Consider the following 15691-nt stretch of genomic DNA (forward strand, 5'->3'; position numbering starts at 1 on the left):
ACGATGAAAAAGGGGGAGCAGATATGGCTATTAACAGGCAGAATGTAGAAGAAATCGTAAAGGCCGTCGGAGGAAAAGAAAATATTGAAGCCGCTACACACTGTGTAACACGGCTGCGCTTTGCCTTGCATGATGAGAGCCAAGTGGATACAGACGCTCTGGAGAAAAACGACCTGGTCAAGGGCCATTTCTCCTCGCAAGGGCAATTCCAGGTGATCATCGGCCCGGGGCTGGTGGACAAGGTATATGACGAAATGCTCAGCATTACTGGAGGGAGCAGGGCAACCAAGGACGAAGTGAAAACGGCGGCCAGCAAAAAGCAAAATCCGCTGCAGCAGGCGATCAAGACGCTGGCAGATATTTTCATCCCGATTCTGCCGGCCATCGTCATGGCGGGTCTGCTGCTGGGGATTAATAACATTCTTACGGGTCCTGGCATCTTTTTTGACAGCAAGTCTCTGGTCGAGGTCTATCCGCAGTGGAAGGATTTCGCTTCCATTATTAATACGATTGCCAGCACCGCCTTCACCTTCCTTCCGGCTCTAATCGGCTGGTCGGCGGTAACACGCTTCGGAGGCAGTCCGCTGCTGGGGATCGTTCTCGGACTTATTCTGGTTCATCCTGATTTGCTTAGCGCTTATGGTTATGCAGATGCCAAGGTGGAAGGCACCGTCCCGGTATGGGATCTGTTCGGCTGGCATGTCAACAAAATCGGCTATCAGGGGCAGGTGCTGCCCGTGCTGGTGTCCGCTTATTTACTCGCCCGTCTGGAACGGTGGCTGAATCAAAAGGTGCCCGACTCCTTCAAACTGCTGATTGTAGCGCCAGTGGCTCTGCTGATTACCGGATTTTTGGCCTTCACGGTTATTGGACCCATTACCTTCGTCATCGCTAATGCAATCACATCCGGACTGGTCAGCATCTTTGGCGGTTTTCCGGCGCTGGGCGGATTGATCTATGGAGGATTGTATGCGCTTCTGGTTATTACAGGAATGCATCATACCTTCCTGGCCGTCGATATCCAGCTGATTGGCTCGGAAGGCGGGACCTTCCTGTGGCCGATGCTTGCATTGTCGAACATTGCCCAGGGGGCTGCCGCACTCGGGATGATGTTTGTCGCCAAACAGGAAAAAACCAAGGGGCTGGCCGTCACCTCCTCGATCTCCGCTTTCTTGGGAGTTACGGAGCCTGCCATCTTCGGGGTGAACGTGCGCTTCAAATATCCTTTTATCTTCGGGATGCTGGGTTCAGCCATTGCCGGTGTGCTATTGGCTATGAATAATGTGCTTGCCTCTTCCATCGGGGTAGGCGGTATTCCCGGATTCCTGTCCATCTTCCCAAGCCAGTGGGGAGTGTTCTTCATCGGCATGGCAATCGTGCTGATTGTGCCTTTCACAGCCACCGTGCTGTTCGGAAAGGTCCGCAGCCGGGGAACGGATGAGGCTGAGCGTACGGACGATACTACTGCAAAAACCTCAAGCAAAACTGAGCCATCTGCTCCATCACACGCACAGGTTCATACAGATTCCGTTCCGGTATCCAGTCCGGCTACAGCCGTTAACGTGCTGGAAGTCCTGTCACCTGTCCGGGGCAGAATTGTGCCTTTGGAGCAAGTGCCTGACCCGGCCTTCGCGGAGCGGCAGATGGGCAAAGGCGTAGCTGTGGAGCCATTCGAAGGAAAGGTAACCGCACCTTTTGATGCTACAGTTGCCCATGTGATTAAGAGTAAACATGCCGTCATTCTGGAGCATGCCTCCGGTGTGCAGCTGCTGATTCATATTGGAATCAATACCGTATCCCTTAAGGGCAACGGATTCACTTCACATGTCGCCGCAGGTGATAAAGTGAAAGCCGGGCAGCTGTTGCTCGAATTTGACCGCGACGCCATAGCGGCGGCTGGTTACCCGCTGATCTCACCTATTATTGTCCCGGACGGACAAGATGTCATTGAGCGGGTGGAAGAACTCACCGGCGGAGATGAGGCTCACCGGGATGCCGTATTAAAGATCTATCTGCAAGGATAACTTTCATGATAAGATGAGCATGGTGATTCTAGTGAACAAAAATATTTATTCGCACATCTATAATGATTACTCCGCACGGATTCAATCGGGACAGCTTCAGGCGGGGAAGAAAATCCCTTCCGAGAGCCAGCTTGCCGCCGCTTACAGCACTTCAAGAGAAACGGTGCGCAAAGCGCTGCAAATGCTCTCGGAGAACGGGTACATTCACAAGATCAAAGGCAAGGGATCATTTGTGCTGGATACGCAGCGCCTGAACTTTCCGGTCTCCGGCCTGATCAGCTTCAAGGAGGTTGCAGATCAGCTGGGGCGTTCGATCCGCACCATTGTCTATGAGAACAGCCTTGTTCCTTGTTCAAGCAGTGTGTCACAGCGTCTGCCTATCAGGGAGAATGAACCCGTGTGGAAAGTGATCCGGGCAAGGGAGATCGAAGGCGAGAAGATTATCCTCGACAAGGATTATTTCCTGCCGTCCGTCGTTCCTTCCATACCGGCTGCTGCCGCTGAGGATTCCATATATGAATACCTGGAAGGCCAGCTGCATCTGCGGATCAGCTACGCCAAAAAGGAAATTTCGGTGGAAGAAGTGACCTCCGAAGATCGGCAGCTGCTCGACCTGCATGATTACCAGCATATCGTCGTTGTGCGCAACTACGTGCATCTCGTCGATACCCAGCTGTTTCAGTATACCGAGTCCCGCCACCGGCTGGATAAATTTCAGTTCGTAGATTTTGCCCGCCGGGCGCAAATGGAAGGTAACCCGTTATAACAGCAGCTCTAGTCCAGTACATCACAGGAATCAGCATACACTAAGGGTTAGAGTTGTTTTTAATCAACCGGTATGATAAAATGCACTTAATTTAATGATTGGGGTTGAAAAGGATAATGTAGGATTTTCTTGCTGATCCAGAAACGAATAAAACGTTACAATGCGATAGGTTTCGCATGTTTTATTATGTTTTAAGCAAGAAAGTTCCATTTTCTTTTCTCTCATACGATAGGTCCTTAATCTGCCCTTATATGGGCTTGATTTGCTGTATCTATTTGAGCTGCGAGAAATGAACTTTCTTGCGGCTTTTATTTTTGTATACAGGAGGACCACGCAATGTCATTAATTAATGTTACCGGCCTTACTTTTGCCTATGAGGGCACCTACGATAACATCTTCGAGAACGTGAATTTTCAGATCGATACCGATTGGAAATTGGGGTTTACGGGAAGGAACGGAAGGGGAAAGACTACTTTTCTTCAACTGCTTCTCGGCAAACATGAATATAGCGGAACCATTTCGGCTAAGGTTAACTTTGAATATTTCCCGTATCCGGTGCCTAACAAAGAGTACCATACGCTTGATGTGATCAGCGACATGTTTCCAGACTATGTTCACTGGCAATTCATGCGTGAGCTGTCGCTATTGCAGGTGGACGAAGACGTTCTGTACCGGCCCTTTGCCTCCTTATCCAATGGGGAGCAGACGAAGGTGCTGCTGGCTGCATTGTTCATTAAGGAAAACAGCTTTCTGTTGATCGATGAACCCACGAACCATTTGGACATGCATGCCCGGACGCTGGTCAGTGAATATCTGAATACCAAAAGCGGATATATTCTGGTCTCTCACGACCGATCCTTTCTGGATCACTGTGTAGACCACATTCTGTCCATCAACAAAACTAACATCGAGATTCAAAAAGGAAATTTCTCCAGCTGGTGGGAGAATAAGCGGAGACAGGATAACTTTGAGCTTGCCCAAAATGAGAAGCTTAGAAAAGACATCAAACGGCTGTCTGACTCTTCCAAACGCACGGGGAACTGGTCCCATGAAGTGGAGAAATCCAAAAACGGCACCCGGAATTCCGGCTCCAAGATAGACAAGGGCTACGTTGGCCATAAGGCAGCCAAAATGATGAAGCGCTCCAAATCTATTGAGCAAAGGCAGCAGTCGGCCATTACCGAAAAGTCCAAGCTGCTGAAAAATATTGAGAGCTCAGACACCCTGGAGATAACGCAGCTTGCTTACCATAAGAACATACTGGCGGAGCTGGAACAGGTCTCTATTTTTTATGGAGAGAAGCAGGTTTGCGCTAATGTGAATTTTACGATTGAACAAGGGGAGCGGATCGCGCTTTCGGGTAAAAACGGCTCCGGAAAATCAAGCATCCTCAAATTAATCTGCGGCGAGGTTATCCCTTATACGGGCAGCTTTATGAAGGATAGCCAATTGAAAATATCCTATGTGTCCCAAGACACTTCGCATTTGCAGGGCAGCTTAGCCGATTACATCCGGGACAACGGTATTGACGAGACCCTGTTCAAATCGATTTTGCGTAAGCTTGATTTTTCCAGAAATCAATTTGAGAAGGATCTGTCCACTTACAGCGGCGGTCAGAAGAAGAAGGTCCTGATTGCCAAAAGCCTGAGTGAACAAGTGCATCTGCACATTTGGGATGAGCCGCTGAATTTTATCGATGTCATTTCCCGGATGCAGATTGAGGAGCTGCTGCTGGAATATACGCCGACTATCCTTTTTGTGGAGCATGACCGCGAGTTCTGCAGCAACGTAGCTACGAAGACCATTGAACTTTGAACCCGTTCAGGAAAGGGAAGCTTTCATGAAGAAAGTCATTGTAATCGGATCAGGAATTCTCGGGGCATCAACCGCCTATCACTTAGCCAAAGCAGGTGCAGATGTCCTTGTGGTAGACCGCAAGGATATAGGGCAAGCAACCGATGCCGCTGCCGGAATCATCTGCCCGTGGCTGTCCCAGCGGCGCAATCAGGCTTGGTATCGTCTAGCCACAGCGGGGGCCCGTTATTACCCTGAATTGATTGCGCAGCTTCAAGAAGAAGGAGAAACCGAAACCGGATATGCCCGGGTAGGTGCCTTAAGTGTTCATCATGATCCGGTAAAAATCGGGCAGATGAAGGAACGGGCCGCGTTGCGCAAGACGGATGCCCCGGAAATTGGAGAAATTACAGAGCTTACGGAATCTCAAACACGCGGGCTTTTCCCGCTGCTGGCCGAAGGATGGGCTTCCGTTCGCATCAGCGGTGCCGCCAGGGTAGACGGGCGCGCGCTGCGTGATGCGCTCATCCGGTCCGCACAGCGGAGCGGGGCTGTTGTTATCCACGGGGAGGCATCGCTTCAGGTTCATGCCAACCGTGTAACCGGCGTAACTGCCGGGAGTACAACCTTTTCGGCTGACAGCATCATTGTATGTGCGGGTGCTTGGGCAAGTGCGCTGCTGCAGCCATTAGGCATTGATTTTAAGGTGCGTTTCCAAAAGGCGCAAATCATCCATTTGGAGATTCCGGACCGCCAAGACGCAGACGTCTGGCCTGTAATTATTCCGCCTAATGATCAATATCTGCTGGCATTGGATCAGCAAAGGATCGTTATCGGCTCGACTCACGAAAATGAAATTACGGGCTACGATACGCGAGTCACTGCCGGCGGGATGCAGGAGGTTCTTCATAAAGGGATAGACCTGGCGCCAGGTTTAGCGAACTGCACGTATCTGGAGACAAGAGTGGGCTTCCGTCCCTTTACACCCGGATTTCTTCCGGTGATGGGGGCTGTCCCCGGTTGGGAAGGGCTGATTGCGGCAAATGGACTCGGCGCGTCGGGATTGACGATGGGCCCGTATATAGGAAGGCAGCTGGCACAACTGGCCCTGGGAATGGAATTGGAAATAGATATTACTGATTATGATATCCGGAATGCAGTAGATGAAGGCTGATGCTTGCAGAAATCAGATATAAACAAGGAGCCTGCCAATTATTGCACCTTTCCGGTGTTCCTGCTATACTTTTTTTATGTTCATCTTGATAGGGGGTTTTACTGATGGCAATGCCGAATTGCTCATTAGCTAGGAAGTCCTCATGCAAAGCCTGATCTAGGGGCGATACTTTGCGTGAGGGCGGGAGAGTGGATTCAATCGCCCATGCTTGACAATATCGTTTCTAATAATGGCTTTGCACCTTATGTTTTTTATAATAAATAAGGGGCTGAAAGCTATGAATACACCATTTATTAGAAACCATCAATACAATGTAATTAAGAAACAAACGGATTTTCTCCAGAAGACACTGCGGTCCGTTGCGGATCAGAGCGTCTTGAAGACGGTAAGATACCGTACAGCTGTGAATATCATCGAAGCGTTCCCTTCTCTGACAACTGAGCAGGAACGGATGCTGGAACAAGTATCGGGCTTAGAGACAGCACATGAATTCCAGAGTTATCTTTACGCGTTAGAGCCATACCTGGAGCCATTTCCGCCGATTACTCTGAAGCAGATCCAGAAGCTGTTCCCGAAGAATAAAAAGCTCAAAATGCCTGATCTGCAATCGATTGACTTTAGATATGTGACCTATCTGAGCTGGGTAGATATAGCTACGAACAAATTGTTCATAGTCTATACGTTCGAAGGACAATTCATCGGCATCGAAGGAAGAATCACGCCGACCCACAAAAAAGGGTACTGCATGTTCTGCAACCGGCATCAGGAGCTTGCGTTCATAACGGTCAAGACCAAGCCAGCCAATGCGTTGCCTGATCAATATTCTTCCATTGGCCAATACGTATGTATGGACGGCCATGCTTGTAATCAGAGCATTACCAATACAACCTCGCTGGAGAAGTTCATTGACTCCGTTCGTAAATAACAATAACTGTAACAGGCTGCCTCTAGAGGCAGCCTGTTTTGCTGGAAGCCATATTCTATACTATCTATTCGATTGTTCAATTTAATGCGCTTTCATAGTTTTGGGAATCGGAATTCCAATAATTGTGATACCAATCCACCGTTTTTCTGATTCCTTCTTCGAGAGAAGTCTCTGCAGACCAATTGAGCGCAGATTTTGCTTTTTCCGTTGACAGGTATTGGTGCAAAATCTCGCTGTTTTTTTGATGTTCATAAAGCGGTTCAATATGTTCAAGGTTCATGACACGTTGAATGATTTCAATGACTTTTTTTATGTCCCAAAGCTTGCCTGTTCCAAAATTAAAAACATTACCCGTCCCCTCATTATTTACATAATGGTACATAGCCATATAGGCGGCCATTAAGTCTTGAATATATAAGAAATCTCTCATGTATATCCCGTTGGAAGGGATTCTAATAATTGGCGGAAGTTGTGCATACAACCGCTGTATGGTTCCTGGAATTAACCGGCGGAAATTCAAGTCGCCTCCCCCGAAAATATTGCCGAAACGGCCTATCACTATAGGCAAGTTAAAGCTATGTCTATAACTCTGAGAAATAAGATCGGAACAAGACTTGGAGGCATCATAGGGATTTCTGCCTTGAATGGGCATCCCTTCATCATAAGGGAGATCGGGACTGTCACCGTAAACCTTGTCACTGGATGCGACTATTATTTTCGATATCTGGTCCTGGTGAATACGGCAAACCTCCAGCAGATTATATGTACCTTTTACATTTGTTTCAAAAGTTTGCCAGGGGATCTGGTAGGCTAAATCTTGAAGGGAAACAGCAGCGAGGTGAAAGATAGTGTTGATTTTTCCGTCTGTAATTGCGCGTTCAATCAAGTTGTAATCGGCAATCGAACCATAATAGCAGCGAATCTTCTTGTCCAATCCCAGTTTTGCAAACTGGCTTCGCGGGTTGAACTCACTCAAGACAGAGGTTACTTCAGCACCTTGTTCAATGAGATGATGAGTTAGCCAGGCACCTACAAATCCGGAAGCTCCTGTAACTAAAGCGCGGCAATCCGATAAAGAGCTTTTCATCGTGATAACCTCCCAAAGTATTATGGTCAAGACGAAAGTGAAGGTTGAAATATCCATTTTTGCCGATGATATACCACTCTCTAAATAATTACAATATATTTTTTTCTGTTATGGCTTTTATCTCAAAAAGTACAGTTGGGAGAGAAGAATATAGCACGACAAAAAAGCCGCCATGCAGGCGGTTTTTTGGGGAGGAGATGTTATTGTCTAAAAGATCTGTAGAATGCACGAATGTCATTGGCCAGCGCTTCCGGTTCTTCCATAGCGGTAAAATGCCCGCCGGCGGGCATGGTGGTCCAACGGGTTACATTCAGATTGCGCACCGCCCAGGATTTAGGCGGCTGTAATACATCCCCGGGAAAGATGGCTATTCCTGTCGGAACTTCTATGCGGCCCAATGGCGGCAAGGAATGCGTATTTTCATAATACATATGTGCTGTTGAGCCTATGGTGTTAGTCACCCAGTAGATCATTATATGAGTCAACAACTCGTCCTTGCTGTATTTCTGGCTGAGGTCTCCCTTACAATCGCTCCAGGTGCGGAATTTCTCGATGATCCAGGCTGCCAAACCTACCGGCGAATCGGAAAGTCCATAAGCAAGCGTCTGGGGTTTTGTCGATTGAATGGCCATATAGCCCCCCTCCTGGGAGATCCATTCAGAAGCGTTTTTCTTATATTGCCGTTCTTCTTCCATACATTCCGACTCGTCCTGTAGAGTTAAGAGACTTCTTATAATCCCAACATCCGTTAGATGGATTCCATATAAAAGTTCAGGACGGTTTGCGGCCAGATACCGCGTAACACCGGAGCCCATATCTCCGCCTGCAGCGGCAAATTTGGGGAACCCCAATTCCTTTGTCATCAGTTCGGCCCACATTTGGGAGACCCGAAAATTGTTGACGCCCGGCCGATCAGGGTGACCGGAAAATCCGAATCCCGGCAGGGAAGGGACAATAACGTCAAAGGAGTCCTCCGGATTCCCGCCATAACTGGCAGGGTCCGAAAGGAGAGGAATAATTTTTTGATAACGAAGGTAACTGTCGGGCCAGCCATGGGTAAGGATAATGGGGAGAGGGTTAGGGCCTTTGCCGCGCTCGTGCACGAAGTGCACATCTATCCCATCAATATTGGAACGAAACTGGGAAAAGCGGTTCAGCATGGATTCTTGGGCACGCCAGTCGTAATGATCCCTCCAATAGGAAACTAGTGATTTTAAAAAACTTAAATCCGTCCCTCTGTCCCAGCCTGAGTTTTCCAGTTCATCGGGCCAACGGATATGATGCAGCTTATATTGCAGATCGTCAAGAATCTCATCGGAGACATGAATATGAAACGGTTCAACAGCCATTATGGTTCCTCCTTTTTTCTTTTTACAACATTATTATATACATGGAGCTTGTATGTTACACTGAATGAAGTGAAGCAATCAACTATACTATTTGACAGGTGATTCCTTATGCCACAAGCAGACCGGCACAAAAAACGAACCGTGAATATAGAATTTGCAGCAGTGGAGGATTTTAGTATTCTTCCATATCCGGAACGGTTTACGCTGATTTTTATAACGTCTGGAAGTATAAAGGGGATGCTGAACCAACGTCCAATCTCTGTCAGTGCTCCTGGTGTTCTTTGTTTGGCTGAAGACGCTCAAGTGCAAGTGATTGAAAAGATTAACGTATCGGCACAATCCTTTCATTTTCACCGCGAATTTCTTAAAAGCGTTAAGCTTTCCGAAACGTCCGAAACGAAGGAGTATTTTCCTGCACAGCCTAGAATCCAAACAGGACTTTCCCTTTTTTACAGTAATGAAGTACCTCGTGTAACGGAAAAAGCATATCCGCTATTGCTCGAATGGTTTTTTATACTGGGTATGGAAGTGAAGGCGCAAAGTGATGAACTTTGGGTGTGCAGAATAAAAAAGTACCTTATTCAAATTTTGGGGTTGTTGGAGGAATTGAACCGGACCCGTGAACACTCGCCTGTCGATGCAGTGCTGGACTATATTCACACGAATTATCCGCAAAAGATTTCATTGGAGGATTTAACAAAATGCGGCCATTTGAACCGTGTGACTCTAAATAAGAGATTTCAGGAAAGATGCGGGAAGACAGCGATGGGTTACCTGCTTTCACATCGTTTAAAAGTTGCGGGTGAACTTCTGGTACATACAGATATGAGCCTCAATGAAGTTGCACGTGCGACTGGATTTGAGTACGATACCTACTTTATCAAACAGTTTACCGCCAGAAGAGGGATGTCACCGACGACCTATCGGACGGCTTCCCGTAAGTTGGCCAGTGTCAGCAGCTAATCTAATTCTATTGCTGAACACTGCCCGCCCTATGCGGCGGCTTAATCGTTAGCGATCGGACTTATCCCAGCAGTTCTTTGGCTCCGTTCATCAATAAGGGCATAGTCTGTTTAACGAAGGATTCCGCACTTATTGGACACCCCTCATTGTTCCAAACGTAAGCCGCCCCATACATCCCCCAACTTAACATAATAGAAGCTGTATTTATTAAGAATTGCGCATTTGGACCCGATTGCATCTTGTCTTTATCTATAAAAGAAAGAATTAGGGTTTGAATTTTTTCCTTTATTTGATTTTCGAAAACAAGTCCAAGCGATGTATACCTTCTCTTGCACATAATGCTTAGACCCTTATGAAAATCGCATACCCCCAGAAAAATACTCTGAAGGGTTTCCTCATTTAATACTTCGTGACCGCTTATTCTACGATTAATGATTGTCATAAATGACTCCATTAGTTTGGCCTCAAGCATTTCGAATTTATCTACAAAGTGCGCGTAAAAGGTCGTCCTGTTAACAGTAGCCCGCTCCGCAATATCCCTAACGGTTATCGACTCAAAGTCTTTTTCTTGAAGTAATGCAGCAAAAGCGTCTTGAAGGAGCCGCCGTGTACGAATCACACGAGGATCAGCTTCATTCTTTTTAATTGTCATCGTTAGATCTCCTCAACAAAAAAGACATTATAGAGATGGTGTTGTCTATCCAACGCCTTAAGGTTATTGATGATTGTGAATCAATCGGTTGTTATTATAACATACAAATACAGCAGGTGCTGTTCAAACAACTATACAGAGTGAACTTGAAAAACTAACAAAAGGGAAAAGGGATGGAGGGGAAGTTTGGAACTGGAGGAGCGGTAGCGTCCGCCTTTGTCTGCGGATTTCCACCGCGAACAGCGGTACAAATCAAGAAATCTGCAGACAACAGCGGCCGGAAGTCCAAACATTCTCCGGAGTCCCGACGAAGTCCCTAATGTAAATTTCTTATGTTCACTCTATATAGTGTTGCATTGAAACAAAATGCTGAATGCAGCTTATCACAAAGGAGGAGAGGACCATGTCGGTTTCACAACCGTCGAAAACGGCGGAGCACCAACTTTTTTTCGATGTTATCCAAGCACGCCGGTCGGTTCGCAGCTTTGATCCCAAGAGCAAAATTTCACGGGAGGAATTGACCGAAATGTTGCGTCAAGCCACGCTGGCCCCTTCAGCCGCTAACCTGCAGCCGTGGCGGTTTCTCGTTATCGACTCGCCGGAGCTGAAACAGAAGCTGCTTCCGATCGCATTCAATCAACAGCAAGTGGTCGAGGCTTCGGCTGTCATTGCGGTACTCGGAGATTTGGAGTGTTATAAATGGGCAGAGAAAATTTACGGAATGGCGGTCGATGCGGATTACATGCCTGCAGAGACGGCTAAATCGTTTGTGGAACGCTATACCGGCATGTATTCGAACATGTCGTCCGAGGCCATCCACCAAAAAGTTTATACCGACGGCGGACTAGTCTCGATGCAACTTATGCTTGTCGCCCGCGCTAAAGGCTACGACACAGTACCGATGGGCGGCTACGACAAACAAAAGTTCATGGAAGCTTTCCGTATATCAGAACGCTACGTTCCGATTATGCTGATTGCCATCGGCAAGGCGGCGAAATCCGGTCATCCGACAATGAGGCTGGCAGTCGATGATGTAGCATTCTTTAACGAGATGCCTGAGGAATAACAAAATGAAAAAGACCTTGGCGCCGCATAAACAAAGGCGGGCTAAGGTCTTTTACAGGTTCTGCATCTCAGATTCTAACAAGGCATCGCGATCTTTAATTGGTATTGTGAGCCTAAACGTAAACACATCATTTACATGATCCAGCGTCAGAGTACCCCCATGTCGTTCAGCGATGTTCCTCGCAATGGAAAGACCCAGTCCGGCACCGGTTTGAATGCCTTCGCTGCTTCTGGAGTGGTCAACCTTATAAAAACGTTCAAATAGCTTTTCCTGTTGTTCACGAGTTAGAGGAATTCCCCTGTTTTCGACCTCGATTGCGGCCTGTTTAGGATCTGTTATCATTCGAACGTGGATCGCTCCGGGTTTAACCGAATACTTCAGAGCGTTCATCAGCAAATTATCAATCGCTCTGGCGATTTTATCACTGTCCACAAAAATCAACACAGGAGAGCTGCCAATATCCTTTATAATATGAATCGCATTATCATGAGCGATCGGTTCAAATTCAAAAAGCAATTGCTTCAGTAACTGGAACAAATCAATCCGGTGTACATTTTGCCGGGTGTCAATGGAATTGAGCCTAGTGTACTCGAATAGATCATCCAGCAGTTTCTTCAGATGAATGGATTTGTTGTACGTATTTTGCACAAAGCGGGTGTATTCCTCCTGATCCTGGAACGATTTTGTTCTTAAAAGCTCAATGTATCCGATGATACTGGTAAGTGGTGTGCGCAGGTCATGCGAAATTCCGGTAATCAGCTCCATCTTGGATCTCTCGTTTTCACGTTCCTTCGCAATCTGCAGCTGCAAACGTTCTGTCATCTGATTGATATTATAAGCGACCCGCCCAAGTTCATCTTGCCGGTGAACGGGTACCCGGTGATTCAAATCCCCTTCAGTGATCATTTGAAGACCACGTTCCAATGTCATCAGGTCCTTGACGATTCGGCGTGTCAGCCCAAAAAAAGTAATAGTAAACACAAGCAGAAAGAAGGGGGTAATAAAATATGGGAATGCCTTTTTCAGCCAGTCCATACCTGTCCCTGCCTGGTACACGAAGTAAATGAGCAAATTGTTCAAGGACACGGAAATAATTAGACTTAACAGCATGCTGAATAAGATGTTAACCTGTATCAACTTTTTTCTTTTGGGTTGCCGTACGGGTTTATTCAATTTTATAGCCAACCCCCCAGACTGTTTTTATATATTGAGGATTACGGGGGTCATCATCTAATTTCTCACGCAGGTTACGGATATGGACCATTACTGTATTATCGGAGTTGCCAAAGGGCTCTTTCCATACACTTTCATAAATATGCTCTGAACTAAACACCTGTCCCGGGTGGCTGGCCAGCAGCACCAGAATGGCAAACTCCAGAGGCGTTACGGGGATATCGATTCCCTTTACTTTCACGGAATGCTTACTCTTGTCAATTACAAGGTCTTTAATCAATAGAAGTGAATTGAAATCCGCCTTCCCAATCAACGCTTGCCGCCGGAATTGGGCTTTTACACGGGCGAGTAATTCCAGCGGATTAAACGGCTTGGTCATGTAATCATCGGCACCGGTGGTTAGCCCCGTAATTTTATCAATATCTTCTTCTTTTGCAGACAGCATAATAAGGGGAGTGTCTGATACTTCCCTGATTTTTAGGCAGGTCTTGATTCCATCCATACGCGGCATCATGACATCCAGGATCACCAGCTGAACCGGTGTGGATTCGATAACCTTCAGCGCTTCTTCGCCGTCAGCCGCTTCGATCACATGGTATCCTTCATTTCGTAGATAGACATGAATGATGTCCCGGATCTCGGAATCATCATCTACAACCAGAACAGTATTCATTCGCGAGGGCCCTTTCTACATGAACTTAGTAGCTTATTATACACTTTTTTAATCAAGCAGAGAAAGAAGGTGATGGCGGTAAGAAATCCGGAGAGAATCGAAAGGCAGATCATCCCGGAATTCAATACACCGCTACATATCGCCCCTTATTATTTGTCTGATACAGAAACTTTAATGAAAAAAGCTGAGGAAATTAAGGGGATAATTCTGAAGAAAATCTGAAGGTTTGATCCATGTCGGCAGCCTGGTCATAGTTGGAGATTGATCCATCCTCAATCGCTAGACAAGCGGCTCAGTTAGCTTGTCAGCCCTTCGCACAAGGTCCACAGTTTGTTGCCCGCCCCATCATCAAACTTGGTGTAAATCGGTACGGTCTGCTTCTTATCATCGAAGAACACGCCATTTGTGCGTTCTAATTCTTTCGCGGATGCCAGATAAACCCCGATCTCGCATTCTGCTTTGACCCATGCGTTCATGAGAGGTGCAGCGGCTCTTAAATACCAAGGCGCGTTCCTCGAAAGATTGGATTTCACAAACCCCGGATAAAAAGCGTTGGAGGTCACTCCCGTTCCTTCCAAACGCCGTGCCAATTCGAAAGCAAACAGCGTCTTGGCGAACAGCGACTGGTTGGCTGCACTCATCCCGCTATACTGGCGCTCCATTTGAATATCATCGAAGTTAATGACGGGATTCTTAAAAAATCTAGGGTTACCCGACACTGTGATGACGCGTGCAGGCCCGCTTTCCTGGAGGATGTCGAGCATCCGGTTAGTCAGCAGATAATGGCTAAGCACATTGACCGCGAACGTACGATCAATCCCCTCAGCCGTCAGTTCCTTCTTAAAATAGATTGCACCACAAGCATTAACAAGCACATGCAATTGATCGTATTTCCGCTTGATCACATCGCTGACTTCCCGGATCGATGACTGTAGGGAAAGATCCGCCACCACCCAATCTCCCCTGTTGTTGCCTGTGGCTTCCGAAATATCCTTTAATGCAGCTTGTCCACTCTCCGCACTTCTGCTGATGATCACGACCTTGGCGCCAAGTCTGGCTAGTCCCGTTGCGATGGCTTTTCCTACTCCGGATGTTCCCCCTGAAATCAAAAATACTCTGTTTTCAATATCCGTACGTGTTTCGTTCATCATCTTTCCTCCTTATATATAGCAGCAAAAATTTTCGCGAAGTCTTCGAGCTTGACTTTGCCCAGGTGGTAGTCGGTGGCGCGCAGACTGGCGTAAAATTCATCAGGGCTCTCACCGGCGCGGCTCATCTGGGCGAAGCGGTTAGCGGTGTCTTCGTGGAAGCCTAGTTTTATCATATTTTCAACGAGGGCTTCGATAGGGATTTGTTGGTATTTGGCTTCGATACCATTCTCGGCAAGAGCCTTGAGCCAGTCGTTGCCTGTGGCCCAGTCGCTAACGACGAATTTCGTACTTTTGCCCGCTGGGGTGTGATCAATCAGGTCGTAAGCGACATCCGCAATATCAATGGGGCTGACCCAACTGTGCTCTATATTAGCCGAAACTGGACTAAAGAGGGTTTGCATCGTTTTGAGGCTTTGCATGTCGGCAAAAAGATTGCTGTAAAAGCCGACAGGACGAATATGAGCAACGTTCACGTCTTCAAGCGAGTTAAGCGCGTCTTCTGCAAAATGATACATGTAAAGGATGCCAGCGTTAGGGTTGTCAGCACCGACTGAGCTGAGGTTGACGACGTTTTTCACGCCCGAATTTTGCACGGCGGTCTTATAATTTTCAGCGAGCTCGATGGCGCTCTGCCACATGTCGATGCCGGAGGCAGGATTGATGCCTGAAATCATGAGATAAACAACGTCGCTACCTTTGAAAGCCCGGGTAAGGAAGTCGGCGTCCCGGTTTGAGCCGACTGCTGATTTGGCACCGAGCGCTTCGATGTCGGCGATACGGTCACTAGAGCTTGTGATGACCGTGACGTCGTGTCCATCAGCGATAAGGCGTGGAAGATAGTAACGATTAATATTGCCAAGTGAGCCAAGTACTAAGATTTTCATTGTGTATTCT

General features: G+C 47.3%; 14 protein-coding genes. 7 read left to right on the top strand and 7 right to left on the bottom strand.

All coding sequences use genetic code 11. The annotated features are described in order from the left end of the window. Positions 1–23: 23 nt before the first annotated feature. The 5 genes from treP (at position 24) to PRIO_RS17015 (ending at position 6683) form a co-directional block, all read left to right on the top strand. Positions 24–2024, top strand: coding sequence for a PTS system trehalose-specific EIIBC component (treP, locus tag PRIO_RS16995; protein ID WP_046503661.1), 2001 nt, complete (start codon positions 24–26; stop codon positions 2022–2024). Between the two features lie 31 nt (positions 2025–2055). Further along, a complete protein-coding gene (gene treR / locus PRIO_RS17000) occupies positions 2056–2790 on the top strand; it encodes a trehalose operon repressor (protein WP_082118181.1) in 735 nt (244 codons plus the stop codon). Positions 2791–3126: 336 nt separating this feature from the next. Further along, entirely contained in the window at positions 3127–4605 is a 1479-nt protein-coding gene (locus tag PRIO_RS17005; RefSeq protein WP_046503664.1) for an Lsa family ABC-F type ribosomal protection protein, read from the top strand. Between the two features lie 25 nt (positions 4606–4630). Further along, complete coding sequence (locus tag PRIO_RS17010) at positions 4631–5758, top strand: NAD(P)/FAD-dependent oxidoreductase (protein ID WP_046503667.1); 1128 nt, start codon at positions 4631–4633, stop codon at positions 5756–5758. 277 nt (positions 5759–6035) lie between these two features. After that, on the top strand, positions 6036–6683 hold the full coding sequence (locus PRIO_RS17015) for a FusB/FusC family EF-G-binding protein (RefSeq protein ID WP_020432841.1): 648 nt from the start codon (positions 6036–6038) through the stop codon (positions 6681–6683). Positions 6684–6759: 76 nt separating this feature from the next. On the opposite strand, the gene PRIO_RS17020 is transcribed toward PRIO_RS17015, so the two are convergent. Next, on the bottom strand, positions 6760–7770 hold the full coding sequence (locus PRIO_RS17020; protein WP_046503670.1) for a GDP-mannose 4,6-dehydratase: 1011 nt from the start codon (positions 7768–7770) through the stop codon (positions 6760–6762). A gap of 200 nt (positions 7771–7970) precedes the next feature. Beyond that, positions 7971–9119 carry an epoxide hydrolase family protein gene (locus tag PRIO_RS17025; protein WP_046503673.1) on the bottom strand — a complete coding sequence of 383 codons (1149 nt, stop codon included), beginning with the start codon at positions 9117–9119 and terminating at the stop codon, positions 7971–7973. 108 nt (positions 9120–9227) lie between these two features. Between PRIO_RS17025 and PRIO_RS17030 the strand changes: the two genes are divergently transcribed. After that, positions 9228–10082: a helix-turn-helix domain-containing protein gene (locus tag PRIO_RS17030; RefSeq protein WP_046503676.1), complete on the top strand. Its 855-nt coding sequence runs from the start codon at positions 9228–9230 to the stop codon at positions 10080–10082. A 61-nt stretch (positions 10083–10143) separates the two neighbouring features. Here PRIO_RS17030 and PRIO_RS17035 read toward each other — a convergent pair whose 3' ends face one another. After that, positions 10144–10734 carry a TetR/AcrR family transcriptional regulator gene (locus PRIO_RS17035; RefSeq protein ID WP_020432847.1) on the bottom strand — a complete coding sequence of 197 codons (591 nt, stop codon included), beginning with the start codon at positions 10732–10734 and terminating at the stop codon, positions 10144–10146. Between the two features lie 403 nt (positions 10735–11137). Between PRIO_RS17035 and PRIO_RS17040 the strand changes: the two genes are divergently transcribed. Next, the gene (locus PRIO_RS17040) at positions 11138–11800 is read left to right on the top strand and encodes a nitroreductase family protein (RefSeq protein ID WP_020432848.1); all 663 of its coding nucleotides are present in this window, start codon (positions 11138–11140) and stop codon (positions 11798–11800) included. 51 nt (positions 11801–11851) lie between these two features. Here the strand turns inward: PRIO_RS17040 and PRIO_RS17045 are convergent, their stop codons facing one another. From PRIO_RS17045 to PRIO_RS17060, 4 genes are all read right to left on the bottom strand, one after another. Then, positions 11852–12973: a sensor histidine kinase gene (locus tag PRIO_RS17045; protein WP_039790824.1), complete on the bottom strand. Its 1122-nt coding sequence runs from the start codon at positions 12971–12973 to the stop codon at positions 11852–11854. Continuing rightward, on the bottom strand, positions 12966–13646 hold the full coding sequence (locus tag PRIO_RS17050) for a response regulator transcription factor (protein ID WP_046503681.1): 681 nt from the start codon (positions 13644–13646) through the stop codon (positions 12966–12968). Before PRIO_RS17050 ends, PRIO_RS17045 begins: the two co-directional genes overlap by 8 nt. A gap of 296 nt (positions 13647–13942) precedes the next feature. Continuing rightward, complete coding sequence (locus PRIO_RS17055; protein WP_231869701.1) at positions 13943–14797, bottom strand: SDR family NAD(P)-dependent oxidoreductase; 855 nt, start codon at positions 14795–14797, stop codon at positions 13943–13945. Further along, positions 14794–15681, bottom strand: a complete 888-nt coding sequence (locus PRIO_RS17060; RefSeq protein ID WP_020432854.1) for an NAD(P)H-binding protein — start codon at positions 15679–15681, stop codon at positions 14794–14796. Before PRIO_RS17060 ends, PRIO_RS17055 begins: the two co-directional genes overlap by 4 nt. Positions 15682–15691: the final 10 nt, after the last annotated feature.

This window comes from Paenibacillus riograndensis SBR5, assembly GCF_000981585.1.
Taxonomy (GTDB): Bacteria; Bacillota; Bacilli; order Paenibacillales; family Paenibacillaceae; genus Paenibacillus_AQ; species Paenibacillus_AQ riograndensis.

What these genes read in the sequence shown, in the direction of transcription:
- treP (WP_046503661.1), top strand. Translation starts at nt 24, where the DNA reads ATGGCTATTAACAGGCAGAATGTAGAAGAAATCGTAAAGGCCGTCGGA.
- PRIO_RS17005 (WP_046503664.1), top strand. Translation starts at nt 3,127, where the DNA reads ATGTCATTAATTAATGTTACCGGCCTTACTTTTGCCTATGAGGGCACC.
- PRIO_RS17010 (WP_046503667.1), top strand. Translation starts at nt 4,631, where the DNA reads ATGAAGAAAGTCATTGTAATCGGATCAGGAATTCTCGGGGCATCAACC.
- PRIO_RS17015 (WP_020432841.1), top strand. Translation starts at nt 6,036, where the DNA reads ATGAATACACCATTTATTAGAAACCATCAATACAATGTAATTAAGAAA.
- PRIO_RS17020 (WP_046503670.1), bottom strand. Translation starts at nt 7,770, where the DNA reads ATGAAAAGCTCTTTATCGGATTGCCGCGCTTTAGTTACAGGAGCTTCC.
- PRIO_RS17025 (WP_046503673.1), bottom strand. Translation starts at nt 9,119, where the DNA reads ATGGCTGTTGAACCGTTTCATATTCATGTCTCCGATGAGATTCTTGAC.
- PRIO_RS17030 (WP_046503676.1), top strand. Translation starts at nt 9,228, where the DNA reads ATGCCACAAGCAGACCGGCACAAAAAACGAACCGTGAATATAGAATTT.
- PRIO_RS17035 (WP_020432847.1), bottom strand. Translation starts at nt 10,734, where the DNA reads ATGACAATTAAAAAGAATGAAGCTGATCCTCGTGTGATTCGTACACGG.
- PRIO_RS17040 (WP_020432848.1), top strand. Translation starts at nt 11,138, where the DNA reads ATGTCGGTTTCACAACCGTCGAAAACGGCGGAGCACCAACTTTTTTTC.
- PRIO_RS17050 (WP_046503681.1), bottom strand. Translation starts at nt 13,646, where the DNA reads ATGAATACTGTTCTGGTTGTAGATGATGATTCCGAGATCCGGGACATC.
- PRIO_RS17055 (WP_231869701.1), bottom strand. Translation starts at nt 14,797, where the DNA reads ATGATGAACGAAACACGTACGGATATTGAAAACAGAGTATTTTTGATT.
- PRIO_RS17060 (WP_020432854.1), bottom strand. Translation starts at nt 15,681, where the DNA reads ATGAAAATCTTAGTACTTGGCTCACTTGGCAATATTAATCGTTACTAT.